This window comes from Kribbella jiaozuonensis (assembly GCF_005233875.1).
GTDB lineage: Bacteria > Actinomycetota > Actinomycetes > Propionibacteriales > Kribbellaceae > Kribbella > Kribbella jiaozuonensis.
The window spans coordinates 783167-809314 of sequence record NZ_SZPZ01000002.1; the positions used below are offsets into that span (position 1 = coordinate 783167).

19 protein-coding genes and 1 tRNA gene are annotated in these 26148 nt (G+C 67.2%); 15 read left to right on the forward strand and 5 right to left on the reverse strand.

Annotated elements, in window-relative coordinates; genetic code table 11:
• The first annotated feature begins 45 nt into the window (after positions 1-45).
• The 4 genes from gltB to pyk all read left to right on the forward strand — a co-directional run bounded on the left by gltB (position 46) and on the right by pyk (position 9211).
• Positions 46-4569 carry a glutamate synthase large subunit gene (gene gltB, locus FDA38_RS15320; protein ID WP_137254703.1) on the forward strand — a complete coding sequence of 1508 codons (4524 nt, stop codon included), beginning with the start codon at positions 46-48 and terminating at the stop codon, positions 4567-4569.
• Entirely contained in the window at positions 4569-6035 is a 1467-nt protein-coding gene (locus tag FDA38_RS15325; RefSeq protein ID WP_137254704.1) for a glutamate synthase subunit beta, read from the forward strand. The genes gltB and FDA38_RS15325 overlap by 1 nt, the downstream gene beginning before the upstream one ends.
• A gap of 74 nt (positions 6036-6109) precedes the next feature.
• Positions 6110-7660, forward strand: a complete 1551-nt coding sequence (locus FDA38_RS15330; RefSeq protein ID WP_137254705.1) for a metallophosphoesterase family protein — start codon at positions 6110-6112, stop codon at positions 7658-7660.
• 99 nt (positions 7661-7759) lie between these two features.
• On the forward strand, positions 7760-9211 hold the full coding sequence (gene pyk / locus FDA38_RS15335) for a pyruvate kinase (protein WP_137254706.1): 1452 nt from the start codon (positions 7760-7762) through the stop codon (positions 9209-9211).
• A 347-nt stretch (positions 9212-9558) separates the two neighbouring features.
• Here the strand turns inward: pyk and FDA38_RS15340 are convergent, their stop codons facing one another.
• A complete protein-coding gene (locus FDA38_RS15340; RefSeq protein ID WP_137254707.1) occupies positions 9559-10308 on the reverse strand; it encodes a helix-turn-helix domain-containing protein in 750 nt (249 codons plus the stop codon).
• Between the two features lie 35 nt (positions 10309-10343).
• Positions 10344-10417 (reverse strand) — tRNA-Leu (locus tag FDA38_RS15345).
• 90 nt (positions 10418-10507) lie between these two features.
• On the opposite strand from FDA38_RS15345, the gene FDA38_RS15350 reads away from it, so the two are divergent.
• The 7 genes from FDA38_RS15350 (at position 10508) to FDA38_RS15380 (ending at position 18052) form a co-directional block, all read left to right on the forward strand.
• Complete coding sequence (locus FDA38_RS15350) at positions 10508-11278, forward strand: helix-turn-helix domain-containing protein (protein ID WP_137254708.1); 771 nt, start codon at positions 10508-10510, stop codon at positions 11276-11278.
• An 18-nt stretch (positions 11279-11296) separates the two neighbouring features.
• Positions 11297-11878 carry an ANTAR domain-containing response regulator gene (locus FDA38_RS15355; protein ID WP_134098654.1) on the forward strand — a complete coding sequence of 194 codons (582 nt, stop codon included), beginning with the start codon at positions 11297-11299 and terminating at the stop codon, positions 11876-11878.
• Positions 11879-12058: 180 nt separating this feature from the next.
• Complete coding sequence (locus FDA38_RS15360) at positions 12059-13300, forward strand: branched-chain amino acid ABC transporter substrate-binding protein (protein ID WP_233714727.1); 1242 nt, start codon at positions 12059-12061, stop codon at positions 13298-13300.
• Between the two features lie 84 nt (positions 13301-13384).
• The gene (locus FDA38_RS15365) at positions 13385-14701 is read left to right on the forward strand and encodes a branched-chain amino acid ABC transporter permease (RefSeq protein WP_233714728.1); all 1317 of its coding nucleotides are present in this window, start codon (positions 13385-13387) and stop codon (positions 14699-14701) included.
• Positions 14698-16413 (forward strand): branched-chain amino acid ABC transporter permease, encoded by a 1716-nt coding sequence (locus FDA38_RS15370; RefSeq protein ID WP_137254709.1) that lies wholly within the window; start codon positions 14698-14700, stop codon positions 16411-16413. The genes FDA38_RS15365 and FDA38_RS15370 overlap by 4 nt, the downstream gene beginning before the upstream one ends.
• Positions 16410-17339: an ABC transporter ATP-binding protein gene (locus FDA38_RS15375; protein ID WP_137254710.1), complete on the forward strand. Its 930-nt coding sequence runs from the start codon at positions 16410-16412 to the stop codon at positions 17337-17339. Before FDA38_RS15370 ends, FDA38_RS15375 begins: the two co-directional genes overlap by 4 nt.
• Positions 17336-18052, forward strand: a complete 717-nt coding sequence (locus FDA38_RS15380) for an ABC transporter ATP-binding protein (protein WP_137254711.1) — start codon at positions 17336-17338, stop codon at positions 18050-18052. The genes FDA38_RS15375 and FDA38_RS15380 overlap by 4 nt, the downstream gene beginning before the upstream one ends.
• An 18-nt stretch (positions 18053-18070) precedes the next feature.
• Here FDA38_RS15380 and FDA38_RS15385 read toward each other — a convergent pair whose 3' ends face one another.
• A complete protein-coding gene (locus tag FDA38_RS15385) occupies positions 18071-18811 on the reverse strand; it encodes a DUF554 domain-containing protein (protein WP_137254712.1) in 741 nt (246 codons plus the stop codon).
• A gap of 127 nt (positions 18812-18938) precedes the next feature.
• Between FDA38_RS15385 and FDA38_RS15390 the strand changes: the two genes are divergently transcribed.
• A complete protein-coding gene (locus FDA38_RS15390) occupies positions 18939-19580 on the forward strand; it encodes a GNAT family N-acetyltransferase (RefSeq protein WP_233714729.1) in 642 nt (213 codons plus the stop codon).
• Here the strand turns inward: FDA38_RS15390 and FDA38_RS15395 are convergent.
• Positions 19543-19932, reverse strand: a complete 390-nt coding sequence (locus FDA38_RS15395; RefSeq protein ID WP_134103949.1) for a hotdog fold thioesterase — start codon at positions 19930-19932, stop codon at positions 19543-19545. The genes FDA38_RS15390 and FDA38_RS15395 overlap by 38 nt on opposite strands.
• A gap of 104 nt (positions 19933-20036) precedes the next feature.
• Here FDA38_RS15395 and polA point away from each other — a divergent pair, with 104 nt between their 5' ends.
• A complete protein-coding gene (gene polA / locus FDA38_RS15400; protein WP_137255480.1) occupies positions 20037-22739 on the forward strand; it encodes a DNA polymerase I in 2703 nt (900 codons plus the stop codon).
• On the opposite strand, the gene FDA38_RS15405 is transcribed toward polA, so the two are convergent.
• The gene (locus tag FDA38_RS15405; protein ID WP_137254714.1) at positions 22736-23218 is read right to left on the reverse strand and encodes an NUDIX hydrolase; all 483 of its coding nucleotides are present in this window, start codon (positions 23216-23218) and stop codon (positions 22736-22738) included. The two genes, polA and FDA38_RS15405, sit on opposite strands and share 4 nt — an antisense overlap.
• Before the next feature lie 246 nt (positions 23219-23464).
• On the opposite strand from FDA38_RS15405, the gene FDA38_RS15410 reads away from it, so the two are divergent.
• Positions 23465-25216, forward strand: coding sequence for a type 2 periplasmic-binding domain-containing protein (locus FDA38_RS15410; RefSeq protein WP_137254715.1), 1752 nt, complete (start codon positions 23465-23467; stop codon positions 25214-25216).
• Positions 25213-26148, forward strand: coding sequence for a carbohydrate ABC transporter permease (locus tag FDA38_RS15415; RefSeq protein WP_137254716.1), 936 nt, complete (start codon positions 25213-25215; stop codon positions 26146-26148). Before FDA38_RS15410 ends, FDA38_RS15415 begins: the two co-directional genes overlap by 4 nt.

The following is a 26148-nucleotide window of genomic DNA, read 5'->3' on the forward strand; positions in this document are numbered from 1 at the left end:
GTCCCGCGGCCAGTTGTTTGACCGTAGGACGACGGGAGCCCCTGAATGTATGGTCGCCCCCCATTCCCGAGCGAGGGTCTTTACGACGGGCAGCACGAGCACGACGCTTGTGGTGTTGCCTTCGTCGCGACCCTGACCGGTGAACCGAGCCACGACATCGTGGCCAAGGCCTTGACCGCCCTGCGCAATCTCGAGCACCGCGGCGCGTCCGGCGCCGAACCGGATTCCGGCGACGGCGCCGGCATCCTGCTGCAGGTCCCGGACGCCTTCTACCGCAAGGTGTGCGAGTTCGAGCTGCCGGCAACGCACAGCTACGCGACCGGTATCGCGTTCCTGCCCGCGGATCCCGACGACGCCGCCAAGGCGATCAACCGGATCGAGGAGCTGGCCGCCGAAGAGCAGCTCAGCGTCGTCGGCTGGCGGGACATCCCGACCACGCCAGACCTGCTCGGCGCGACCGCACGCTCGGTGATGCCGACCTTCAAGCAGCTGTTCGTCACCGCGAAGACCGGCCGCGTGCTCGGCCTGGCGCTCGAGCGGATGGCGTTCCGGCTGCGGAAGCGGGCCGAGAAGGAGACGGAGACCTACTTCCCGTCGCTGTCCGGCCGGACCATCACCTACAAGGGGATGCTCACCACCGGCCAGCTGGACAAGTTCTTCCCCGAGCTCACCGATCCGGACCTCGCCTCGGCGATCGGCATCGTCCACAGCAGGTTCTCGACGAACACGTTCCCGTCCTGGCCGCTGGCCCACCCGTACCGGTACATCGCCCACAACGGTGAGATCAACACCGTCCAGGGCAACCGCAACTGGATGCGCGCCCGCGAGGCCCTGCTCGCCAGCGACCTCATCCCCGGCGACCTCGAGCAGCTCTACCCGATCTGTACGCCGGGAGCCTCGGACTCGGCCTCCTTCGACGAGGTCCTCGAGCTCCTGCACCTCGGCGGCCGCTCGCTGCCGCACGCGATGCTGATGATGATCCCGGAGGCGTGGGAGAACGCCACCACGATGGATCCGAAGCGGCGCGCGTTCTACGAGTTCCACTCGACGCTGATGGAGCCGTGGGACGGCCCGGCGTCGGTGGTCTTCTCCGACGGCACCAAGGTCGGCGCGGTCCTCGACCGCAACGGCCTGCGCCCCTCGCGCTACTGGGTGACCGAGGACGGCCTCGTCGTCCTCGCGTCCGAGGCCGGCGTCCTCGACATCGACCCGGCGACCGTGACCGAGAAGGGCCGGCTCGAGCCGGGCCGGATCTTCCTGGTCGACGTCGACGCGCACCGGATCATCACCGACGCCGAGGTGAAGAACGCGCTCGCCACCGAGCACCCATACGACGAATGGCTGCACGGCGGCCTGATCCGGTTCGAGGACCTGCACGAGCGGGAGCACGTCGTACACAGCCACGCGTCGGTGACCCGGCGCCAGCAGGTCTTCGGGTACACCGAGGAGGAGCTGCGCGTCATCCTCACCCCGATGGCGAAGTCCGGCGCCGAGCCGATCGGCTCGATGGGCACCGACACGCCGATCGCGGTGCTGAGCGACCGGCCGCGGCTGCTGTTCGACTACTTCGCGCAGCTGTTCGCCCAGGTCACGAACCCGCCGCTGGACGCGATCCGCGAGGAGCTCGTCACCTCGTTGTCGTCGTCCCTCGGCCCGGAGGCGAACCTGCTCAGCCCGAGCCCGGCGTCCTGCCGGCAGGTGGTGATCCCGTTCCCGGTGATCACGAACGACGAGCTGGCCAAGCTCCGGCACATCAACCTCGACGGCGACATGCCAGGCTTGGCCACCACGGTCCTGCGCGGCGTGTACGACGTCGAGGAGGGCGGCGCGGCGCTCAAGGCCCGGCTCGACGAGGTGTGCGCGGAGGCGAGTGCCGCGATCAGGGACGGCGCCCGCATCCTGGTGCTGTCCGACCGGCACTCGAACGCCGACAGCGCGCCGATCCCGTCGTTGCTGCTCACCGCCGCGGTCCATCACCACCTGGTGCGGGAGAAGACCCGTACGCAGGTCGGTCTCGTCGTCGAGGCCGGTGACGTTCGCGAGGTCCACCACGTCGCGCTCCTGATGGGGTACGGCGCGGCCGCGATCAACCCGTACCTGGCGCTGGAGTCCGTCGAGGACCTGTGCCGGCGCGGCACCTACCTGCCGGGGATCGAGCCCGAGCAGGCCGTGCGGAACGTGGTGAAGTCGCTCGGCAAGGGCGTGCTCAAGGTCATGTCGAAGATGGGTGTCTCGACGGTCGCGTCGTACACCGGCGCCCAGATCTTCGAGGCGAACGGGCTGTCCCCGTTCCTCGTCGACATCTACTTCACCGGTACGTCGTCGAGGATCGGCGGCGTCGGCCTGGACACGATCGCCGAGGAGGTACGCCGCCGGCACCTGCGCGCCTACCCGGCGGACGGGATCCTGCCCGCGCACCGCAAGCTGGAGATCGGCGGCGAGTACCAGTGGCGGCGTGAAGGTGAGCCGCACCTGTTCGACCCGGACACGGTCTTCCGGCTGCAGCACAGCACCCGGACCGGTCGCTACGACATCTTCAAGCAGTACACGTCCCGGGTGAACGAGCAGTCCGAGCGGCTGATGACGCTGCGCGGCCTGTTCGGGTTCGGCAGCGACCGCGAACCGATCTCGATCGACGAGGTCGAGCCGGTCAGCGAGATCGTCAAGCGGTTCTCCACCGGCGCGATGAGCTACGGCTCGATCAGCGCCGAGGCGCACCAGACACTGGCGATCGCGATGAACCGGCTCGGCGGCAAGTCGAACACCGGTGAGGGCGGCGAGGACGCCGACCGGCTGTACGACCCGACCCGGCGGAGCTCGATCAAGCAGGTCGCCTCGGGACGGTTCGGCGTCACCGCGGAGTACCTGACGAACTCCGACGACATCCAGATCAAGATGGCGCAGGGCGCGAAGCCCGGCGAGGGCGGGCAGCTGCCCGGCCCGAAGGTGTACCCCTGGGTGGCGAGCACCCGGCACTCGACGCCGGGTGTCGGCCTGATCTCGCCGCCGCCGCACCACGACATCTACTCGATCGAGGATCTGGCCCAGCTGATCCACGACCTGAAGAACGCGAACCCGGCGGCACGGATCCACGTGAAGCTGGTGTCCGAGGTCGGAGTCGGCACGATCGCCGCGGGTGTCTCCAAGGCGCACGCGGACGTCGTACTGATCTCCGGTCACGACGGCGGTACGGGCGCGGCGCCGCTGACGTCGCTGAAGCACGCCGGTGGTCCGTGGGAGCTGGGTCTCGCCGAGACGCAGCAAACCCTGCTGCTGAACGGTTTGCGCGACCGCATCGTCGTACAGACCGACGGCCAGCTGAAGACCGGACGGGACGTCATCATCGCGGCGCTGCTGGGTGCGGAGGAGTTCGGTTTCGCGACCGCTCCGCTGGTGGTGTCGGGCTGCATCATGATGCGGGTCTGCCACCTCGACACCTGCCCGGTCGGCGTCGCCACGCAGAACCCTGTACTGCGGGAGCGGTTCTCCGGCAAGCCCGAGTTCGTCGTGAACTTCTTCGAGTTCATCGCCGAGGAGGTCCGGGAATACCTTGCAGAGCTGGGATTCCGGACCCTCGACGAGGCGATCGGTCACGCCGAGGTGCTGGACGTCCAGCGCGCGGTCGACCACTGGAAGGCCGACGGCCTCGACCTGGCGCCGATCCTGCACGTGCCGTCGCTGCCGGAAGGCGCGTCGCGGCACCAGGTCGTCGGGCAGAACCACGGCCTGGACAAGGCGCTCGACAACGAGCTGATCGAGATCTGCCGGCCGGCGCTGGAGAACGGCGAACCGGTGCGCGCGCAGCTCGCGATCCGCAACGTCAACCGCACCGTCGGCACGATGCTCGGCCACGAGATCACCAAGCGGTACCGCGCGGCCGGCCTGGCCGACGGGACGATCGACCTGACCTTCACCGGGTCGGCCGGCAACTCGTTCGCCGCCTTCGTACCGAGCGGGGTCACCCTGCGACTCGAGGGTGACGCCAACGACTACGTCGGCAAGGGCCTGTCCGGCGGTCGCGTGGTCATCCGCCCGGACCGCCGCGCGCGGTTCGACGCGGCCGACCAGATCATCGCCGGCAACGTGATCGCGTACGGCGCGACGTCGGGCGAGCTGTTCATCAGCGGCGGCGTCGGCCAGCGGTTCTGCGTCCGGAACTCCGGCGCGACCGCGATCGTCGAGTCGGTCGGCGACCACGCCTGCGAGTACATGACCGGCGGCCGCGTCGTCGTACTGGGTGCGGTCGGTCGGAACTTCGCGGCCGGCATGTCGGGCGGCGTGGCCCACGTGATCGACCTGGACCACGCGTTGGTGAACCCGGAGCTGGTGGATCTGCACCCGGTCACCACCGACGAGTCCGAACTGCTGCACGACCTGGTCCGCAGGCACTTCGAGGAGACCGGATCGGAACGGGCGGCCAAGCTGCTCGCCGACTGGCCCGCGGCGGCTGCCAGGTTCACCACGGTGATGCCCCGCGACTATGCCCGGGTGCTGGCGGCCAAGGCGGCCGCCGAGCGTGACGGGCTGGACGAGGATGCCACCACACGAGCGATGATGGAGGCCATCTGATGGCTGATCCCAAGGGATTCCTGACCACCCCGCGCGAGGTCGCCGACCGGCGGCCGGTGGAGGAACGCAAGCAGGATTGGAAAGAGGTCTACCCCGGTGGACCGGGCAAGGCGCTGCTGCCGATCATCACCAAGCAGGCCGGCCGCTGTATGGACTGCGGTATCCCGTTCTGCCACAACGGCTGCCCGCTGGGCAACCTGATCCCGGAGTGGAACGACCTGGTCTGGCGGGACGACTGGTCTTCGGCGATCGAGCGGTTGCATGCCACCAACAACTTCCCGGAGTTCACCGGGCGGCTGTGCCCGGCGCCGTGCGAAACGTCGTGCGTGCTCGGTATCAACCAGGACCCGGTGACGATCAAGAACGTCGAGGTCGCGATCATCGACAAGGCCTGGGAGACCGGCGACGTCCGGCCCCAGCCGCCGGAGTGGCTGACCGGCAAGACGATCGCGGTCGTCGGGTCCGGTCCGTCCGGCCTGGCCGCCGCGCAGCAGCTGACCCGCGCGGGGCACACGGTCGCGGTCTACGAGCGCGCCGACACCCCGGGCGGCCTGCTGCGGTACGGCATTCCCGAGTTCAAGATGGAGAAGCTGCAGGTCGACCGCCGGATCCAGCAGATGAAAGAGGAGGGCACGGTCTTCCGCTCCGGCGTGAACGTCGGCGTGGACGTGACCGGCACCCAGCTCAAGCAGCGGTACGACGCTGTCGTGATCGCCACCGGGGCCACGGCGGGCCGCGACCTGCCCGTGCCGGGCCGCGAGTACGGCGGCATCCACCAGGCGATGGAGTACCTGCCGCAGGCCAACCGGGTCGCGCTCGGGCAGACCGTCGACGACCAGATCGTTGCGACCGGCAAGGACGTGGTGATCATCGGCGGCGGTGACACCGGTGCCGACTGCCTCGGTACGGCGCACCGGCAGGGCGCCCGGACAGTGACCCAGCTGGAGATCATGCCGCGGCCGGGCGACGACCGTCCGGGGCACCAGCCGTGGCCGACGTACCCGATGATCTACCGGGTCGCCTCCGCGCACGAGGAGGGCGGCGACCGGGTGTACGCCGTCTCGACGGTGAACTTCGAGGCCGATGCCGACGGCAACGTCTCCGGACTGAACCTGGTCGAGGTGAAGTTTGCCGACGGCAAGTTCAACCCGGTCGAGGGCAGCGAGCGGACCATCCCGGCGCAGCTCGTGCTGCTGGCGATGGGCTTCGTCGGCCCGGAGCGTGAGGGTTTCCTCGAGCAGCTCGGTGTCGAGCTCGACGAGCGCGGCAACGTCAAGCGGGACAAGGACTACCAGACCTCGGTCGAGGGCGTCTTCGCCTGCGGCGACGCGGGTCGTGGTCAGTCGCTGATCGTCTGGGCGATCGCCGAGGGGCGGTCCTGCGCCAACGGCGTGGACACCCACCTCACCGGCTCGTCCACGCTTCCCACCCCGATCCCGCCGACCGCCCGGCCGCTGGCGGTCTGATCGCATTTCGGGCACCCGCCAACACGAAACGCGAGGTGGGTGCCCGAACTGGATCGGCTCGATAGGTTGGAAGCGTGGCTACCCGGCTGGTGACGAAGGCCCGGCTCCGTGCGATCGCGCCGTGGGCCGGGCTCAGTCTGCTCTTCGTGCTGACCACGGCCGTGGTCGGCCTGCTCGGATTCGTGAACGACTCCGAGCGGGTGACGATCGGCGCACACGCGGCGACGGTGTCGCCCACCTTCGACGGGTACGCGACGCTCGACCTCGGCGCCGTACTCCCGCGGTTGCGGATCCCGGCCGATACCCCGGGCAGCATCGGCGTCAACATCGACGTACAGGAGACCGACGCCGACAACCTGACCGAGCTGCTCACCCGCGACACCCTGATCGCGTCCCAGCCCGACGGTGAAATCGGGCAGATCAAGCAGGTCATCCAGCAGATGGCCGTCGACAACGCGGTCGCCGGAGCCGGTACGGGCCTGCTCGTGGTCGTCGTGGTCGCGACGCTGTGGACGGCCCTCGGCGTACGTCGCCGGCGCGAACTGTGGCACCTGGTCCACCGGCACGAACGCCGGTTCGAGCACCGCGCCATCGTCGTACTGGTCGCGATGCTGATCACGATCGCCTCGATCTACGGGCCCGGGCGGATGCGGCCGGCCGAAGTACCGCCGACGCAGTGGCAGCCGTTGTTCAAGCTGCTGCCGGAGATGTCGTTCGACGACCGGCTGAAGAAGGTCGAGGTCGCGTCCGGGTTCTCCACCACGGGCGGTGTCGGGGTGATCCGGACGCTGGTCGAGACGTACCGGAAGTCGACCGAGCTGTACGGGCAGCTCAAGGACCGGGTTGCCGACGTTGCGCCGGAGATCCACCAGCCGAACAAGGAGGAGAAGGTCGCGCTGCTGGTGTCGGACCGGCACGACAACATCGGTATCGACGGGTTCGCGTCCGAGGTGGCGAAGGCCGGCGGCGCCAAGCTGCTGATCGACGCCGGCGACGACACCTCGTCGGGGCAGAGCTGGGAAGCGTTCAGCATCAACTCGCTCCGGCAGCACTTCAAGGACTTCAAGGTGGTTGCGGTGGCCGGCAACCACGACGCCGGCGGGCACGTCGAGGAATTCATGCGCAAGAGCGGGTTCACCGTACTCGACAGCAAGCCGGTCGAGGTCGAGGGGATCCGGTTCCTCGGCGACAGCGACCCGACCAAGACCGGCCTGGGCAGCGCGGACATGCCGGGGGACGAGACGATCGATCACCAGTCGAAGCGGCTCGCGGACGTCGCCTGCGACCAGCCGGAGGACAAGCGGATCTCGACGATGGTGGTGCACGACCCGTCGTCGTACGCCGACACCGCCGAGCGCGGGTGCGCGACGCTGCTGCTGTCCGGGCATCTGCACCGCCAGGTCGGGCCGACGACGCGGGTGATCGACGGGCGCGCGGTCACGACGTACACGAACGGGACGACCGGGGGAGCGGCGTACGCGTTCGCGCTGGGCTACACGCTGCGGAAGCCGGGTGAGGTCACCCTCATCACGTACCAGAAGGGGCAGCCGGTCGGCCTGCAGACGGTCACCGCGCAACCCAGTGGCGATGTGACCGTCGGGTCCTACACCCCCTTGAGTTCTTGACGATTCAGGCGATGCGGCTGATTGCCATCAGCTGTTAACTGTCCAGTAATGGGGGTGGACCAGCGGGGGCAGTGGTTTGCAGGAGTAGGGTTTTGTGACGTGCGTCGCGCAAAGATCGTTTGTACGCTCGGCCCGGCTACGGCCGCCCCGGAGCGCATCCTGGAACTCGTCCAAGCAGGTATGGACGTCGCAAGGCTCAACCTGAGCCACGGCGCCCATGCCGAGCATGAGCGCATCTACCAGCGGATCCGCACCGCAGCCGCGGAGACCGGTAGCAACGTCGGCATCCTGGTCGACCTGCAGGGTCCTAAGATCCGGCTGGCCGAGTTCGCCGAGGGGAAGGCAACGCTGACCTACGGCGAGCGCTTCACGATCACCACCCGGGAGGTGCCGGGCGATCAGACCATCTGCGGGACGACGTACGAAGGCCTGCCGGGTGACGTGAGACCCGGCGACCAGCTGCTGATCGACGACGGCCGGATCGCGCTGGTGGCCGAGGAGGTCACCGAGACCGACGTGGTCTGCCGGGTCACCGTCGGCGGGCCGGTGTCGAACCACAAGGGCATCAACCTGCCGGGTGTCGCGGTCAGCGTGCCGGCGATGTCCGAGAAGGACGTCGAGGACCTGCGCTGGGCCCTGCACCTGCCGGCCGACATGATCGCGCTGTCGTTCGTGCGGGACGCGGCCGACATCCAGCTGGTGCACAAGATCATGGACGAGGAGGGGCTGCGGCTCCCCGTCGTCGCCAAGATCGAGAAGCCGCAGGCGGTCGCCAACCTGGATGAGATCATCGAGGCCTTCGACGGGTTCATGGTCGCGCGTGGTGACCTCGGTGTTGAGCTCCCGCTCGAGGAGGTCCCGCTGGTCCAGAAGCTGATCATCGACCAGGCCCGGCTGAACGCGAAGCCGGTCATCGTCGCCACCCAGATGCTCGAGTCGATGATCTCCGCACCGCGGCCGACGCGTGCGGAGGCATCCGACGTCGCGAACGCCGTACTCGACGGTGCGGACGCGGTCATGCTGTCCGGCGAGACCAGCGTCGGCCGGTTCCCGATCGAGACCGTCAAGACGATGGCGCGGATCGTGGAGTCCACCGAGGAACACGGCCTCAGCCGCGTCCAGGCGATCGAGTGGGAGCCGAAGACGAAGGGCGGCGTGATCGCCCGGGCCGCCGCGGATGTTGCTGAGCGGCTGGACGCGAAGTACCTGATCGCGTTCACGCAGTCAGGTGACACGGCGCTGCGGCTGGCGCGATATCGCACCGAAGTACCGCTGCTTGCGTTCACCCCGGTCCCGTCGGTCAGCTCGTGGCTGAGCGTGGTGTGGGGCATCGAGACGTACATCGTCCCCACCGTCGAACACACCGACGAAATGGTCCGCCAGGTAGACCAGCGCCTCCTCGAACTGGGCAAACTCCAAAAGGGCGACCTGGTAGTAATCGTCGCCGGCTCCCCACCCAGCATCCCCGGCTCCACCAACGCCCTCCGAGTCCACCGCATGGGCGACGCCATCGAAGGCATAGCCCCCGCCTACCGCAGCCAAAACCCGTAACCGAACAAGCATTCAAAGAAGCAGCTGAGGCGGCCAGTCAACCGACTGCCCGCCTCAACTACTTCCACCCCAAGAACAAACAAAGAACAGAGATTTGAGATGTGGCTGAGCCGGGTGGGGAGCTGGCTGCTGGTCGGGGGTCGTGCAGGGCAAGTGCAAGTGCGAAGAACAGAGCTCTGAGGAGTGGCTGGCCTGAGTGGGGCGCTGGCGGCTGGTCAGGGGTCGTGCAGGGAAAGACCAAGAGCGAAGAACAGAGTTCTGAGATGTGGCTGGGCTGGGTGGGTAGCCGGCGGGTCGCGGGGCTCGAGGAGGGGAAGCAGGGGACTGAGGACGGGACTGGTGGTGGGCTATGACTTGGGACCGATGAAGGCGTCTAGTTGGGTGACTGCTTCGCGGTGGGCTACGGAGAGGGCGTTGGGGCGAGGCACGCGCCAAGGGATCTTGAGTAGGTCTAGGGACCGTTGGCAGAGGTGCATGATGTCGGTGGATTCGTTGGAGAACATGTAGCGGGGGTATTCGTAGCGTTTGAGGTGGCCGGCGACGGTGCGGGTTGTCCAGTTGGCTACTCGGCAGCCGTCGGAGTTGAAGAGGCCGCGGAGAAAGAGTTCGGGGTACTCGGCAACGATCTCCTGCTGCCAGCCTTCGAGTTCGATCCTCCGATGATGCTTGGGCCCCGGACCGTGCTGAGGGAACAAGCACGGCCAGTGCTTCCAGTAGGCGACGACGGACGTGTAGCCGACGGCCTGGATGCGGTGCACCGGGCGGGTTGGATGTACGGCGAGAACGGCCTCCGCCGCCTCGTCGATTAGTCGGGGGTAGGAGTCGTCGCAGGCGATCCGCAGCGCGTACACCTCGCGCCGGTGCTTCGACAGGCAGCCATCGCCCAGGTAGAGGCCTAGTAGATGCGCGTACGGACCTCGGGAGAGGTGCCCGTTCGAGCAGCGTGGGCAGGCGGTGGGGTCGTTCGTGGGTGCCGGACGGTCCCGCCAATTACGGAGCGTCGCACGATTCATGCCGAAGCGCTTGCTGATCGACGACAAGCTCTCGCCTCGAGCCATCGCAGCAACTGCGGCGGCACGGACCTGCGCGTCGTACATGACGAGAGATTCGCAGGCAGCACCGACAGATCTTGTGCCCTGGGTGGGACTCGAACCCACACTGTACGGGTTTTGAATCCGCATTCTCTGCCAATTGGAATACCAGGGCGTGGCCTGAAAGATGTTAGCGCATCGCCGCCGGTGCTCGCGCATCGGCACGACGGCCCGAAACTGTCGGTGGGCGACGCGAGTATGTCGCATGGCTCACTTCAGGTCGCAGGAGACGGTGGACTCCGCGTTGCGGATGTCGGACAACGGCGTTAGTGACAAGACGAACGCCGAGATCCACGGTGTTGCTGTCAAGACGATCCGGCGTTGGCGGCGGCTGTATCAGCGTCAAGGCCTGCCGCGGGGGACCCCGTATCCGGGGACGCCTTGTCCCAGGTGTGACGGAGCCGAGCTGGACGAGTCGGCGTACGCGCTGTTGCTCGGTTGGTACCTGGGCGACGGCCACATCGCGAAGGCCAGGCGAGGTGTCTACGTCTTGTCGATCTCGAACGATCCGAAGTACCCGATCCTCAACCAGGAGATCGCCGCGACGATGCGACTGGTGAAACCTACCGCGAGCCCTTGTCTGCGGAACGGTAATGCGATCCGGATCGAGGCGCGTTGGAAGCATTGGACGTGTCTCTTCCCGCAGCACGGCCCTGGGCTGAAGCATCTGCGGAAGATCGAGTTGGCTGACTGGCAGCGGGAGATTGTTGCCAAGTACCCCGAACAGCTCTTGCGGGGGTTGTTTCACTCGGATGGGTGTCGGTTTGTGAACTGGGCCAGTAAGCCGGCGACGGGGAAGCGGTACTACTACGTGCGGTACATGTTCTCGAACGAGTCGGAGGACATTCGGAAGATTCTCACTGATGCGTTGGATCTGCTCGGGATCGCCTGGCGGCAGCCGAGGCGGAACGTGATCGCGGTCAGTCGGAAAGAGGGGGTGGCTGTGTTGGACGGGTTCGTGGGGGCCAAGGCGTGAGGTCGCTAAGGTGTGGGCGTGACTGCTAAGCGTGTGGTGATCGCTGAGGACGAGGCTCTGATTCGGATGGATCTGGCTGAGATGCTCGCGGAAGAGGGGTATGACGTCGTCGGGCAGGCGGGGGACGGGGAAGAGGCGATCCGGCTGGCTGAGGAGCAGCGGCCGGATCTGGTGATTCTCGATGTGAAGATGCCCAAGCTGGACGGGTTGAGCGCGGCGGAGAAGATCGCGGGGGAGCGGATCGCCCCGGTGCTGATGCTGACCGCGTTCTCGCAGCGGGAGCTGGTCGAGCGGGCGCGGGACGCCGGCGCGATGGCGTACCTGGTGAAACCGTTCTCCAAGGCCGATCTGCTGCCCGCGATCGAGATCGCCGCGTCCCGGTACGTCGAGCTCGCCGAGCTCGAGCGGGAGGTCGCGGACCTGGCCGAGCGGCTGGAGACGCGCAAGCTGGTCGACCGGGCCAAGTCGATCCTGCAGACCAAGTTCGGGTTGTCCGAACCGGACTCGTTCCGGTGGATCCAGAAAACCGCAATGGACAAAAGAGTTTCGATGCGACAGGTCGCGCAGTTGGTCGTTGACGAGGCTGGCAGTAGCGACTGAATCACTCTCCGCTCATCGGGCTGAGCGCGCGTACAGTAACCACTACTCCCCATGCTGCTTACCGCTGTAACGACCTCACAACACACGCTCTGTCACATCGCCTGAAGAGCCACCCGAGGTCTAACCTGCGGATGCTCGCGGCAAACGCGAGAGTCCGGGGATTTGCCGGACTATCCAGACATGGGAGGAACAGTGCACCAGCGTTCCGTAGTAAGGGTCGGCGCGTCGCTGATCGTTGCGTCGTTGGCTCTGACTGCCTGCGGCTCACGCAGTGGCAACGACTCCGGGGGGAGCTCCGGAGGTTCGACGAAGACTGCCAAGATCGGTGTCATCGCGCCGCTGTCCGGAGACTTGTCGGCCCTGGGTCTGGGTATCCAGCACTCCGTCGAGCTGGCCGTGAAGCAGGCCAACGATTCCAACGCGATCCCGGGCTGGAAGCTCGAGGTCGTGCCGAAGGACGACGAGGCGAAGCCGGACCCCGGTAAGAACGCCGCCACCGCCCTGGCCGGCGACGCGGACGTGATCGGCGTGGTCGGCACGCTGAACACCAGCGTCAGCCAGCAGGTCCAGCCGGTGCTCGCGCCGAAGAACATCGTCCAGGTCTCGCCGGCCAACACCGGTCCCGGCCTGACCCAGGGTGCCAACTGGCAGACCGCGCCGCAGCGGCCGTACAAGACGTACTTCCGCACCTGCACCACCGACGCGGTCCAGGGTCCGTTCGCGGCCCGGTACCTGTACGAGACGGCGAAGATCACCAAGGTCGCCACGATCCACGACAAGAAGGCGTACGGCCAGGGTCTGGTCGGCACCTTCACCGAGGAGTTCAAGAAGCTCGGCGGTCAGGTCGTTGCGGCCCAGACCATCAACCCGGACGACTCGAACTACCAGGCCGTGATCTCTGCGATCAAGCCGTCCGCCCCGCAGGCGGTCTACTACGGTGGTGAGTACCCGCAGGCCGGTCCGCTCTCGCAGCAGATGAAGGCAGCCGGTCTGAACGTCCCGCTGATGGGCGGCGACGGCATCTTCGACCCGAAGTACATCACCCTGGCCGGCAAGACCTCCGACAACGACCTGGCCACCTCGGTCGGCGCGCCGGTGGACTCGCTGGAGTCGGCGAAGAAGTTCGTCTCCGACTACAACGCGCAGGGCTACAAGGAGCCGTACGCGGCGTACGGCGGTTACTCCTTCGACGCGGCCAACGCGATCATCGCGGCGCTGAAGACCTCGCTGAAGGACGCCAAGGACGTCGAGTCCGCGCGTCAGGCGACGGTCGATGCCATGAGCAAGGTTTCGTTCGACGGCGTGACCGGCAAGGTCTCCTTCGACCAGTACGGTGACACCACGTCGAAGGTGCTGACCGTCTACAAGGTTGCCGGTGGCAAGTGGGCCACCGTCGAGACCAAGGCGTTCGAAGACAAGTAAGCGAAGTCGACCTCATGTCTCGGGGGTGGGAGCGATCCTCCCACCCCCGTGGCGTGTCATAACTGAGGCAGATGGGAGGTCGACGTGGACCAGTTCCTCCAGCAGCTCGTCAACGGGCTGACCTTGGGCTCGCTCTACGCCCTGATCGCGGTGGGTTACACCGTGGTCTACGGCATCGTGCAGCTCATCAACTTCGCCCACGGCGAGGTCTTCATGATCGGCGCGTTCGGCGCGCTGACCACGTACTTGCTGTTCTTCAACGGTCATACCAGCGTCTGGATCCTGCCGGTGATGATCATCGGCGCGATGATCGCGTCGGTCGGCACCGCGGTGCTGATGGAACGTGTCGCGTACCGTCCCCTGCGGAACGCGCCACGGCTGGCACCGCTGATCACCGCGATCGGTATCTCGGTGTTCCTGCAGGAGTTCATCCGGCTCTTCTACGAGCAGCCGGGCTGGACCGTCGCGGTGTTCGCCGGCCTGGCGATCGCCATCGGTTACGTCGTCGGCGCGCGGCAGGCCAAGGTCAACCTGAACCACCCGGTGTCCAAGTGGAACGACCGGGCCCCGTTGCTCGGCGCCGCGGTCGGCGCCGTCGTGCTGTGGGGCGTCGTCCGGCTGTACAACGGCGACGTGTCCGCGCTGTACATCGTGGTGGCCGTCGTCGGCGGTGCCATCGTCGGTACGGCGGTCGGCGTGCTGGCCGGCCGGCTCGCGAAGAAGGGCGCGCGGGTCGAGATCAACGTGCAGGCCGTGGCTGCCACGGCCGTCGCGTCCGCACTGACCGCGGAGATCGGCTGGGTCATCTTCAAGGAACTGATCAACAAGGTCGAGTGGCCGAGCGCGAAGCAGCGCATCCCGTTCCCGCAGCTGGACGTGGTGACCGGTACGGCGCTGCAGGTCGGCGGCGTGACCATCCAACGGTCCGCGATCTTCACCGTCGCAGCCCTCGTGGTCTGCGCCGTACTGCTGTGGTTCTTCATCAACCGGACCCGGCTCGGCCGCGGTATGCAGGCCGTGTCGCAGGACCCGGACACCGCCCGGCTGATGGGTATCAACGTCGACCGGATCATCGTGGTCGCGTTCGCACTCGGTGCGGTGCTCGCGGCGATCGCGGGTGTCTCGCAGGGTCTGCAGAACAACAACATCGACTTCCGGATGGGCTTCCTGGCCGGTCTGAAGGCGTTCACCGCGGCCGTGCTCGGTGGTATCGGCAACGTGTACGGCGCTGTCGTCGGCGGTCTGGTGCTCGGTGTGGTCGAGGCGATGGCCACGCAGTACATCCCGGGTCAGTTCGGCGGAAGCACCTGGAAGGACGTCTGGGCCTTCGTCATCCTGATTCTGGTTCTGGTCTTCAGGCCGCAGGGCCTGCTCGGCGCGAGGGTGGTGGACCGGGCATGACGGATGTGAAAACTCCGGTGCCGGAGGCAACGGAAGCGCCGCCGGCGAAACCGGTCAGCCCGATCGCGTGGCCGTTGGGGATCGCGGGCGTCGTGCTCGTGATCGTCGGCTCGTTCCTGTCGTGGAGCTACGACAAGACGATCCTGAACGACCTCTCGATCAACTTCTATCCGGGCGGGCTGCAGATCCTCGCGATCATCACCGCCGTCCTGGCGCTGGTGCTGCTGCTGGCCGAGAAGGGCCCGCTGACCAGGCTCGGCGCGTGGCTGGACGCCACGCTCGGGATCCGGACGCTCGGCGCCGGTCTGACGCTCTACATGGTGCTGATCCTGGTTGCGATCGGCACCGAGTCCGACGGCCTGATCAACGTGAACCCGGGTGCGTACATCACGCTCGTCGGTGCCTTGGCGATCGCGGTCTCGGGCTGGATGCTGCCGTTGCGGCAGTTGCGGGACATGAGCGAGGCGAGGCTGCCGGGCTGGTTCGAGATCCTCACGATCGCGGTGCTGATGGCCGCGGTGCTGTTCGCCGCGGCGTACGCGCTCGGTCTGCAGGACGCCTGGTCGTTCGTGCTCTGTCTGGTGTTCATCGCCGTGATCGCGACGGCGTTGTTCCGGACCGGCACGATGACGTTCGTCGGTCACGTCGGGCAGCGGCACCGCAAGGTGCTCACGCTCGCCGCGTTCGTGGTGGCGTTCCTGTTCCCGTTCACCCAGAACGGGTCGGACGCGAACATGTCGATCGCGAACCAGGTGCTGATCTTCGGCGCCACCGCGATGGGCCTGAACATCGTGGTCGGTCTGGCCGGCCTGCTCGACCTCGGGTACATCGCGTTCCTCGGGGCCGGCTCCTACACGGCCGCGGTGCTGTCGAACTCGGCGTTCGCCACCGTCGGGTGGAAGCCGCCGTTCCTGGTCGTGATGCTGGTCGGTGCGGCGGTGTCCGCGACGCTGGGTCTCATCATCGGTACGCCGACGCTGCGGGTCTCGGGTGACTACCTGGCCATCGTGACGCTCGGCTTCGGTGAGATCTTCCGGTTCTCGATGGGCAACCTGGACGGCAACAACGGCCCGAACCTGACCAACGGACCGAACGGTATCCCGGGTATCCCGGACCTGGAGATCGGCGGGTTCAACTTCGGTGACGAGCACGCGATCGCCGGGATCGAGCTGGGCCGGTTCTCGAACTACTACTTCCTGCTGCTGATCCTGATCGGCTTCGTCATCCTGGTCTTCGCCCGGCTGAACAACAGCCGGATCGGCCGCGGCTGGGTCGCGATCCGGGAGGACGAGAAGGCCGCCGAGGCGATGGGCGTGAACGTGTTCGGGCTGAAGCTGCTCGCGTTCGCGGTCGGCGCGTTCCTGGCCGGTCTGGCCGGCACCATCAAGGCGCACCAGGACGCCGCGGTCAGTCCGGACCAGTACCAGTTCATCGAGTCGGCGTTCCTGCTCGCCGCGATCGTGCTCGGCGGTATGGGCACCATCGCCGGTGTGTTGCTGGGAGCAACGATCCTGAAGCTGCTGCCGGAGAAGCTGCGGTTCTTCTCGGAGTACCGGCTGCTGATGTTCGGCCTGCTGCTGGTGCTGATGATGCGGTTCCGGCCCGAGGGCCTGGTCGCGAGCAGACGGAGACAGCTCGAGTTCCACGAAGAGGACGAGGAGCTGGCCGTCGAGATCGAAGAGGAACGCCTGGCCGTCGGGGAGGCGAAATGACAGTGACCGAGTCCCGGCCCGCGGCCTCCCGGCCGATCGGCGAGCCGGTCCTGGAAGCCTCCGGCGTGACCATGCGGTTCGGTGGTCTGCTGGCGGTCAACAACGTCAACCTGACCGTCCGCGAGGGTGAGATCGTCGGTCTGATCGGCCCGAACGGGGCCGGTAAGACGACGTTCTTCAACTGCCTCACCGGTCTGTACAAGCCGACCAGCGGTCAGGTCCGGTTCGCCGGCGTACCGCGGAAGGCGCCGAAGGCCCCGAAGCTCAAGAAGGGCGAGGAGCTCGATCTGGAGGCTGTGCCGGTCCAGGAGCTCGCCGCGCTGTCGCCGTTGCCACCCAAGCCGCGGGCGGTCGTCCGGGCCGGGATGGCGCGGACGTTCCAGAACATCCGGCTGTTCGCGAACATGACCGCGCTGGAGAACGTGATGGTCGGGCGGTACTGCCGGACCAGCGCGGGCGCGCTCACGTCGGTCCTGCGGGGGCCGAAGTTCCGGCGCGAGGAGGAGGCGACCCGGGCCCGGGCGCAGGAGCTGCTCGACTTCGTCGGTCTCGGCCGCTCGACCGAGCACCTGGCCCGGAACATGCCGTACGGCGACCAGCGCCGGCTCGAGATCGCGCGGGCGCTGGCCACCGACCCGAAGCTCATCCTGCTGGACGAGCCGACGGCCGGTATGAACCCGCAGGAGACCCGGCAGGCGATGGACCTGATCTTCAAGATCCGGGACTCCGGGCTGTCGGTCGTGGTGATCGAGCACGACATGCGGTTCATCTTCAACCTGTGCGACCGGGTGCTGTGTCTGGTCCAGGGGGAGGCCCTGATCGAGGGCAGCCCGGACGAGGTGCAGTCCGACCCGCGGGTGATCGAGGCCTACATCGGCACCGGCGAGGACGACGAGGACGAGGCAACGGGAGAGGAGACCTCATGACCGCCATGCTCGAGGTCAAGGACCTGGAAGTTGCCTACGGCAAGATCCTTGCGGTGAAGAAGATCAGCTTCAGCGTGGAGCAGGGGCAGGTGGTGTCGCTGATCGGCACCAACGGCGCCGGCAAGACCACCACGCTGAAGACGATCTCCGGTCTGCTCCGGCCGACCGGCGGCGAGATCTGGTTCCAGGGTGAGCGGATCGACCACGTGGCGGCGCACGACATCGTCACCCGGGGTCTGGCCCACTCGCCCGAGGGCCGGCGGATCTTCCCGCGGCTGTCGGTCGAGGAGAACCTGATGCTCGGCGCGTTCTCGCGCCGGGACCCGACCGGCGTACGGACCGACCTGGAGTCCGCGTACGAGCTGTTCCCGATCCTGGGGGAGCGGCGCAAGCAGCCGGCCGGTACGTTCTCCGGCGGTGAGCAGCAGATGCTGGCGATGGGCCGGGCGATGATGAGCCGGCCGAAGCTGCTGATGCTGGACGAGCCGTCGATGGGTCTGTCGCCGATCATGATGAAGCGGATCATGTCGACGGTGACCGAGCTGCAGCGGCAGGGTACGACGATCCTGCTGGTCGAGCAGAACGCCCAGGCCGCGTTGAAGCGGGCCGACTTCGGCTACGTGCTCGAGGTCGGGAAGATCGTGCTGTCGGGCTCCGGCAGCGATCTGTTGGTGAACGACTCGGTCCGTAAGGCCTATCTCGGCGAGGACTGAGGGTTCGTCGCTGCTGGTTCAGTTGCGGATGACAACGAGCAACTGAACCAGCAGCGGCGCCACGATCAAGGCAGGTAGCAGGTCGGCGACTGCTACCTGCTTCAGTTTCAGCAGCCTGAGCGCCACGCCGATCAGCATCACCCCGCCGGTCGCGCCGAGTGCGGTCACATGAGCATCGGGCAGTACGTCGCCCAGCACCGCACCCACAGCCGTCATCGAACCCTGGACCACGAGTACGACGAGAGCCGACGCCGCCACGCCCCAGCCGAACGACGCGGCGAAGGCGATCGAGGTGAAGCCGTCCAGAACCGCCTTCAGGTACAGCTGATCCGCGCCGCGGCCGAGCCCGTCGGACAGCGAACCGAGGAACGTCAGCGGCCCGACGCAGAACACCATCGACGCCGACACGAACCCTTCGACGAACGTGCTCTGTCCCTCGCCGCGGTCGAAGCGGCGCTGCATCCAGGCGCCGAAACCTTCCAGCCGTTCCTCGATGTGCAGCAGCGAGCCGGTGATCCCGCCGATCAGCATCGCGCCCAGCACGATCAGCACCGGGGCGCTGTCACCGACCGCGTCGCTGAGCGCCTTGTCGCCGACGGTGAGTGCCGAGGAGATCGCGATCAGCAGCGTGACCAGGCCGATCGCATCGGTGACCAGGTCCCTGGTGCGGTGACTGAGCCGGTGTCCGACGAGTACGCCGAGTACCGAACCGACGAGCACTGTCGCGACGTTCACGACGGTCCCGATTCCGATGAACAAACTGGTCCCTCCGGACAGCTCTGGTCAGCTTTGCATGTGACCCCCGAGGGCCTACTGTTGCGCGAGGACGAGCGTATCGGCCCGTCCGTTCACCTCGGGGGTGGACCGGACCCAGGAGGTCGCTGTGGTGGCAGCCATCGAGGTGAGGGACGCACGCGTGGGTGACGCCGGCGCCCTGGTCGCGTTGTGGCGTGAGCTGACCACCGCCGGGCTACCGTCCCGGTTGCCCGCGCCGCCGTCGACCGCCGCCGCCGAGGTTGCCGTCAGCAAGCATGTGGACGATCCGTTCGGCCGGCTGCTGGTGGGCGAGCTGGACGGCGACATCCACGGCATGGCCTACCTGCGCAAGACCGCCGTCAGCCCGCTGCACGACGACACCACGGTCACGGTCGAGTACCTGCATGTCAGCGACACCGCCCGCCGGCACGGTCTCGGCAAGGCCCTGATCGCCGAGGCGGTCACCTGGGCCGAGCACGAGAGCTGCGCCCACCTCGCCGTCGTCGCGCCCGCGATCGCCCGCGAGGCGAACCGGTTCCTGGCCCGGCTCGGTCTCGGCCAGGCCGGCGTACTGCGGTTCGCGAACACGCACACGGTCCGTCGCCGGCTCGCCGCCGAGCACGCGCCGAACCTGCTGGCCCTGCTCTCGTCCCGCCGGTCCGCGTTCGCCCGCCGCGCCCAGCTCAGCGGCACAGTCGGCGGCTCGGTGGGCGGCACAGTAGGCGGCGCCGTGGTCAGCTCCCCGGCGGAGCCTGAATCAGCTGGCAAGTGATCCGCGCGGTGCAGACCCGCTTGTCCCGCTCGTCGGTGACGATCACTTCGTACGACGTCGTCGTCCGGCCGAGGTAGATCGGGGTCGCGACCCCGGTGACCACTCCCTCGCGGACCGCCCGGTGATGGGTCGCGTTGATGTCGACACCGACCGCGACCTTCCCGTACGTCGCCGCGTGCAGCGCGGAGCCGATCGAGCCGAGGCTCTCGGCCAGCACGCAGGACGCGCCGCCGTGGAGCAGACCGTACGGCTGCGTGTTGCCCTTGACGGGCATCGTGGCGACCACCCGCTCGGGTGACGCTTCGCTGACAACGATTCCCATCAGCTGGAGGAGCGTGCCCTCCATGCCCATACCCGGTCCGAGGTTCGTTTCATCTGTCACGGAAGCAGTGTGTCAGAACTGTCCACGGGACCCACTAGAGTCGGTGTGTGGCTCCAGATACCGACACCTCGACGATGACAAAGGACACCGCGACCCCGGGCACCGGGCGACCGCGGATCCTGCTGCTGGACGGGCACTCGCTGGCGTACCGGGCGTTCTACGCGCTCCCGGTGGAGAACTTCTCCACCACCACCGGGCAGCACACCAACGCGGTGTACGGGTTCACCTCGATGCTGATCAACATGCTCCGCGACGAGCAGCCGACGCATATCTGCGTGGCCTTCGACGTGTCCCGCAAGACCTTCCGCTCCGAGCAGTACGCGGAGTACAAGGCGGGCCGGTCGAAGTCGCCGGACGAGTTCAAGGGGCAGGTCTCGCTGGTCAAGGAGGTGCTGGAGGCGCTCCGGATCCCGACCACCGAGATCGACGGCTGGGAGGCCGACGACATCATCGCCACGCTGGCCACGCAGGCGTCCGAGCAGGGCTTCGAGGTGCTGATCAGCAGCGGTGACCGGGACGCGTTCCAGCTGGTCAGCGACGACGTCACAGTGCTCTACCCGAAGCGCGGTGTCTCCGAGATCGCCCGGATGGACCCGGCCGCGATCGAGGAGAAGTACGGCGTCCCCCCGCGGCTGTATCCGGATCTGGCCGCGCTGGTGGGGGAGCAGAGCGACAACCTGCCCGGCGTGCCCGGGGTCGGGCCGAAGACCGCGGCCAAGTGGCTGAACCACTTCGGCTCGCTGAACGACGTGGTCGACCGGGTGAACGAGATCAAAGGCAAGGCGGGCGAGTCACTGCGTGAGCACCTCGCGGACGTGATCCGGAACCGGCAGATCAACGAGCTGGTCCGCGACCTGACCCTGGACGTCGTGGTGGACGACCTGGCCCGGACACCGTGGGACCGGGACAAGGTCCACACGCTGTTCGACAGCCTGGAGTTCCGGGTACTGCGGGAGCGGCTCGTCGCCGAACACGAAGAGGTCGACGCGACAGTCGACCACGGGTTCGAGCTGGAGGGCGCGCAGCTGAAGCCGGGCGAGGTGGCGGCCTGGCTCAAGGAGCACGTGAGCACGGGCGAGCGCGTCGGCGTCGCGGTCCAGGGCAGCTGGGGCGGCGGGACCGGCCAGATCACCGGGCTCGCGCTGGCGAACACGTCCGGCGCCGCGGCCTGGTTCGACCCGACGATGATGACGCCGGACGACGAGGCCGCGTGGAAGACCTGGCTCGCCGACGAGAAGCAGCCGAAGGCGCTGCACGACGTGAACGGTCCGCTCCTCGGCTTCCTGGAGCGCGGCTGGACGCTCGGCGGCCTGAGCTCGGATACCCAGCTCAGCGCGTACCTGGTCCGTCCGGACCAGCGTGCGTACGACCTGGCCGACCTGACCGTGCGGTACCTCAAGCGCGAGCTGCGCAACGAGGAGGCCGACAACGGCCAGCTCAGCTTCGACGACGTCGAGGGCGGCCCGGCTGCGGACCACACGATGCTGCGTGCCCGCGCGATCGCCGATCTCGCCGACACGCTCGACACCGAGCTCGAGAAGCAAGCCGGTACTCCGCTGCTCGCGGACGTCGAGTTGCCGTTGATCCAGGTGATCGCGGCGATGGAGCGTGACGGCATCGCGGTCGACCGGCCGTACCTGGAGCAGCTCGAGGAGCGGTTCGCGACCGGGGTGCGGGAGGCCGCGACCTCGGCGTACGAGGTGATCGGTAAGGAGATCAACCTCGGGTCGCCGAAGCAGCTGCAGGTGGTGCTGTTCGACGAGTTGCAGATGCCGAAGACGAAGCGGACCAAGACCGGGTACACCACGGACGCGGACTCGCTGCAGGCGCTGTTCGAGAAGACCGAGCACCCGTTCCTCGCGTACCTGCTGGCGCACCGGGACGCGACCCGCCTGCGGCAGACGGTCGAGGGCCTGCTGAAGACGATCAGCCCGCGCGACGGCCGGATCCACACGACGTTCAACCAGACGATCGCGGCGACCGGGCGGCTCAGCTCGACCGACCCGAACCTGCAGAACATCCCGATCCGGACCGAGGAGGGCCGCCGGATCCGGCAGGCCTTCATCGTCGGCGAGGGCAACGAGTCGCTGATGTCGGCGGACTACAGCCAGATCGAGATGCGGATCATGGCGCACGTGTCGAAGGACCAGGGCCTGATCGACGCGTTCAACTCCGGGATGGACTTCCACTCGGTGACCGCGTCCCGGGTGTTCTCGGTCGAGCCGGGTGACGTGACGCAGGAGCAGCGCGCGAAGATCAAGGCGATGAACTACGGCCTGGCGTACGGACTGTCGGCGTACGGGTTGAGTCAGCAGCTGAAGATCGGCGTCGACGAGGCCAAGGGCCTGATGGACGAGTACTTCGAAGGCTTCGGCGGCGTGCGGGACTACCTGCGCTCGATCGTGATCGACGCAGGCAAGACCGGGTACACCGAGACGATCCTGGGCCGCCGGCGGTACCTGCCGGACCTGACCAGCGACAACCGCCAGCGCCGCGAGATGGCCGAGCGGATGGCACTGAACGCCCCGATCCAGGGCTCGGCCGCCGACGTGATCAAGATGGCCATGCTCAAGGTCGATGCGTCGCTGCGCGAGTCCGACCTGAAGTCGCGGATGCTCCTTCAGGTCCACGACGAACTGGTCTTCGAGATCGCCCCCGGCGAACGCGAGGCGCTTGAGGAACTGGTCCGCCACGACATGGGCCACGCGGTCGAGATGGACGTCCCGCTGGACGTCTCAGTGGGCGTCGGCCGCACCTGGCACGAAGCCGCCCACTAGCTCGGCTCCGCGGTCAGATACACCGGCGTCGGATCGGGGGAGAGGGCGTTCTGGATGGACGCCTGCTCCCGGTCCGTCAGCTCGGGCAGGTCGTTCAGCGGCCACCAGCGGACGTCGAGAGACTCGTCGTCGTTGACCCGCGGCTCGCCGCGCAGCGGGCGGCAGCGAAAGCACAGGTCGAGGAACTGGACCTGGTCGCCGTTCGGGTAGCTGGCCGGCGGGAGCGACTCGAGACTGACCAGGCGCACGATCTCGGCCTCGACGGCAGTCTCCTCCTGGATCTCGCGGATCAGGCCGACAGCCGGCTGCTCGCCGGGCTCGAGGATGCCGGAAACCAGGCTCCAGCGGCCGTTGTCGGCACGCCGTACCAGCAGGACCTGTTCATGCTCGTCCAGGACCACGGCGGTGACGCCGGTCAGCCACAGCAGGTCGTGGCCGATCTTCTCGCGCAGGTCGAGGATGAACTTCGGTGTCGGCATGCCCAGCACCCTATAGAACGGCCCGGCGCGGGTTTCTTGACGCAAGAAAGTTGGATCGTCCAGCGCAAGCGGTAAGCGCTTGCCGCGCAAGATACCGACAGTGATGGACCGATCTCGGTCAGTGCTCGTCGAGGCCTTCCGTGCAAGCGCTTTCTATGTCATTCTCCGGGGCAAAGATCCGAGATCCTATCGGATATCGCTCTCGGATATTTCGTCTTTTGTTCCGACCAGCCGCCAGGAGGAACCATGCCGAACGATGACGCGCGCCCTGGAGTCAGCCGTCGATCATTGATCGCGGGAGCACTCGGCCTGACCGCGGCGACTGCCGGCGGCGGCCTGCTCAGCGGGTGCAGCGGCAAGAGCAACGCCGGCGCCGCGGCCGCAGGTGCCGGCGAGGCCGCTCCGAGCGTGACGCTCGGCCCGAAGCTGACCACCGTGCAGTACCCGGAGGGGTATGTCGGGCCGGTCGCCCGCACGCTGAAACCGCTCACAACCGAGAAGGTCACGTTCAAGATCGTCGTCCAGCAGGACGTGACGATCGGCGACTGGAAGACCAACGCGTTCACGAAGTGGCTCGAGCAGAAGACCGGTGTGCACATCGAGTGGAGCCAGATCGGCGGCACCGACGACGACGTGATGACCAAGGTCAACGCGATGATCGCGGCCGGCGACATCCCGGACGCGTTCCTCGGGATCGGGTTCACCCGCTCCCAGCTCTTCCTGTACGGCGCACAGGGACTGTTCACCGACGTCGGGCAGCACCTCGACGCCTATGCGCTGAACCTGCAGCAGGCGATGAAGGACTACCCGGAGACCCGCAAGCTGATCCAGGCGCCGGACAAGAAGATCTACTCGTTCCCGGGGATCAACGACTGCTTCCACTGCCGGGCCATCGACGGCCGCGCGTGGCTGAACGTCGACTGGATCAAGCAGGTCGGGCTGGCGATGCCGAAGACCACCGACGAGTTCCGCGAAGTACTGCGTGCGTTCAAGAAGGCGGACCTGGCCGGCAACGGTAAGACCATCCCGTTCGCGGGCTACAACGAGGCTCCGATCGACCCGTTCTTCATGAACGCGTTCCTCTACGATCCGGGCGAGCCGTGGCTGGTGGTCAAGGACGGCAAGGTCGACGTCGCGTTCGACAAGGACGAGTGGCGCGAGGGCCTGAAGTACGTGAACGGCCTCTACAAGGAAGGGCTGATCAGCCGGGACGTCTTCACCGCCGATGGCGACCAGTTGAAGCGGTACGGCAACGCGCCGGGCAAGCCGCTGATCGGCGGCGCCCGGTCGAACTACTGGGGCAACTTCCTCGACATCGACCAGAAGGACCCGAACGCCCGCTGGCGTCAGTACGAGGCCTGCCCGCCGCTGAAGGGTCCGAACGGCGTCCAGTACGCCGCCTGGGACTACCTCACCGTCGGCGTCGAGGTCGCGCATCTGGTGATCACGAAGAAGTGCGCCAAGCCGGATCTGCTGGTCCAGTGGGCCGACGCGCAGTACGAGCTGGAGGCGATCCTGCGCGGGTACGGCGGCCCGAAGTTCGCGTGGGCGAAGAAGGGCGATCTCGGGATCAACGGCAAGCAGGCGGTCTACGGCTTCGACGCGACCTGGAACTCGCAGAAGAACCTCAACTGGGGCCAGGACAACCCGATGTACCGCTCGCAGGACTTCCGGCTGGGCGAGCGGGTGGTGCCTGGTGACCTCACCTTCGAGAAGCCGTTGTACGAGCAGACCAAGGAGCGGTTCTTCCCGCTCAAGCAGCCGCAGGAGATGCAGTTCCCGCCGGTGACGCTGGACGAGGATCAGGCCGCGCAGGAGGCCGAGCTGCGGACGAACCTCAAGGGCGAGGTGAACCAGTCGTTCGCGAAGTTCCTCACCGGGCAGCTCGACCCGAACGACGACGGCGCTTGGAACGACTACAAGGACCGGGTCAGCAAGATCGGCGTGAAGCCTTATCTCGAGCTGCAGCAGGCCGCCTACGAGACGTACAACGGATGAGCGCCGGGACACTGCCGCCTGACGAGACGCGGCTGGCGGTCGGCTCTTCGATCCAGGACACCCGCGGCGACAAGATCGCGATGGCGTGCATCTACACCGCGCTGGGTCTGTTCTGCCTGGCGATCCTGTATCCGCTCGTCTACGTCCTCAGCGCCTCGGTGAGCAACACCAGGAAGGTGTCGGCCGGCGAGGTCTGGCTGTGGCCGGTCGGGTTCACGCTGGATGCCTACCGGGCGATCTTCGACTACAAGGCGATCGTCAGCAGCTTCGGCAACTCGGTGTACTACGCGGTCGCCGGCGCGCTGGTGGCGACGGTCCTGACCCTGCTCGCGGCGTACCCGTTGTCCCGGAAGGGCCTGCCGGGCAAGGGCATCATCATGGGCGCGTTCGTGTTCACGATGATGTTCAACGGCGGACTGATCCCGACGTACCTGGTGGTGGATCAGCTCGGACTGCTGAACACGCGCTGGGCGATCATCCTGCCGACCGCGCTGGCGGTCTGGAACGTGATCATCACCCGGACCTACTTCATGGTGACGATCCCGGAGGAGCTGGTCGAGGCCGGGAAGGTGGACGGCTGCAGCGACTTCAGCTTCTTCTGGCGGGTGGTGCTGCCGCTGAGCAAGCCGATCATCGCGGTGAACCTGTTGTTCTACGCGGTCGGGCAATGGAACTCGTTCTTCAACGCGCTGATCTACCTGACCAACGAGCACCTGTTCCCGCTGCAGGTGGTGCTGCGGCAGATCCTGATCCAGTCCAAGGTCGACCCGTCGCAGATGCAGGACACCAGCAAGCTGCTGCAGATGCAGGAGTTGCAGCAGCAGCTGAAGTACTCGCTGATCGTGATCGGGATGATCCCGCCGCTGCTGGTCTACCCGTTCGTGCAGAAGCACTTCGTCAAGGGAGCCATGGTCGGCTCCTTGAAGGGATAG

What these genes read in the sequence shown, in the direction of transcription:
- FDA38_RS15415 (WP_137254716.1), top strand. Translation starts at nt 25,213, where the DNA reads ATGAGCGCCGGGACACTGCCGCCTGACGAGACGCGGCTGGCGGTCGGC.
- gltB (WP_137254703.1), top strand. Translation starts at nt 46, where the DNA reads ATGTATGGTCGCCCCCCATTCCCGAGCGAGGGTCTTTACGACGGGCAG.
- FDA38_RS15410 (WP_137254715.1), top strand. Translation starts at nt 23,465, where the DNA reads ATGCCGAACGATGACGCGCGCCCTGGAGTCAGCCGTCGATCATTGATC.
- FDA38_RS15395 (WP_134103949.1), bottom strand. Translation starts at nt 19,932, where the DNA reads ATGGGCATGGAGGGCACGCTCCTCCAGCTGATGGGAATCGTTGTCAGC.
- FDA38_RS15380 (WP_137254711.1), top strand. Translation starts at nt 17,336, where the DNA reads ATGACCGCCATGCTCGAGGTCAAGGACCTGGAAGTTGCCTACGGCAAG.
- polA (WP_137255480.1), top strand. Translation starts at nt 20,037, where the DNA reads ATGACAAAGGACACCGCGACCCCGGGCACCGGGCGACCGCGGATCCTG.
- FDA38_RS15340 (WP_137254707.1), bottom strand. Translation starts at nt 10,308, where the DNA reads ATGTACGACGCGCAGGTCCGTGCCGCCGCAGTTGCTGCGATGGCTCGA.
- FDA38_RS15375 (WP_137254710.1), top strand. Translation starts at nt 16,410, where the DNA reads ATGACAGTGACCGAGTCCCGGCCCGCGGCCTCCCGGCCGATCGGCGAG.
- FDA38_RS15370 (WP_137254709.1), top strand. Translation starts at nt 14,698, where the DNA reads ATGACGGATGTGAAAACTCCGGTGCCGGAGGCAACGGAAGCGCCGCCG.
- FDA38_RS15350 (WP_137254708.1), top strand. Translation starts at nt 10,508, where the DNA reads ATGGCTCACTTCAGGTCGCAGGAGACGGTGGACTCCGCGTTGCGGATG.
- FDA38_RS15325 (WP_137254704.1), top strand. Translation starts at nt 4,569, where the DNA reads ATGGCTGATCCCAAGGGATTCCTGACCACCCCGCGCGAGGTCGCCGAC.
- FDA38_RS15405 (WP_137254714.1), bottom strand. Translation starts at nt 23,218, where the DNA reads ATGCCGACACCGAAGTTCATCCTCGACCTGCGCGAGAAGATCGGCCAC.
- FDA38_RS15360 (WP_233714727.1), top strand. Translation starts at nt 12,059, where the DNA reads ATGGGAGGAACAGTGCACCAGCGTTCCGTAGTAAGGGTCGGCGCGTCG.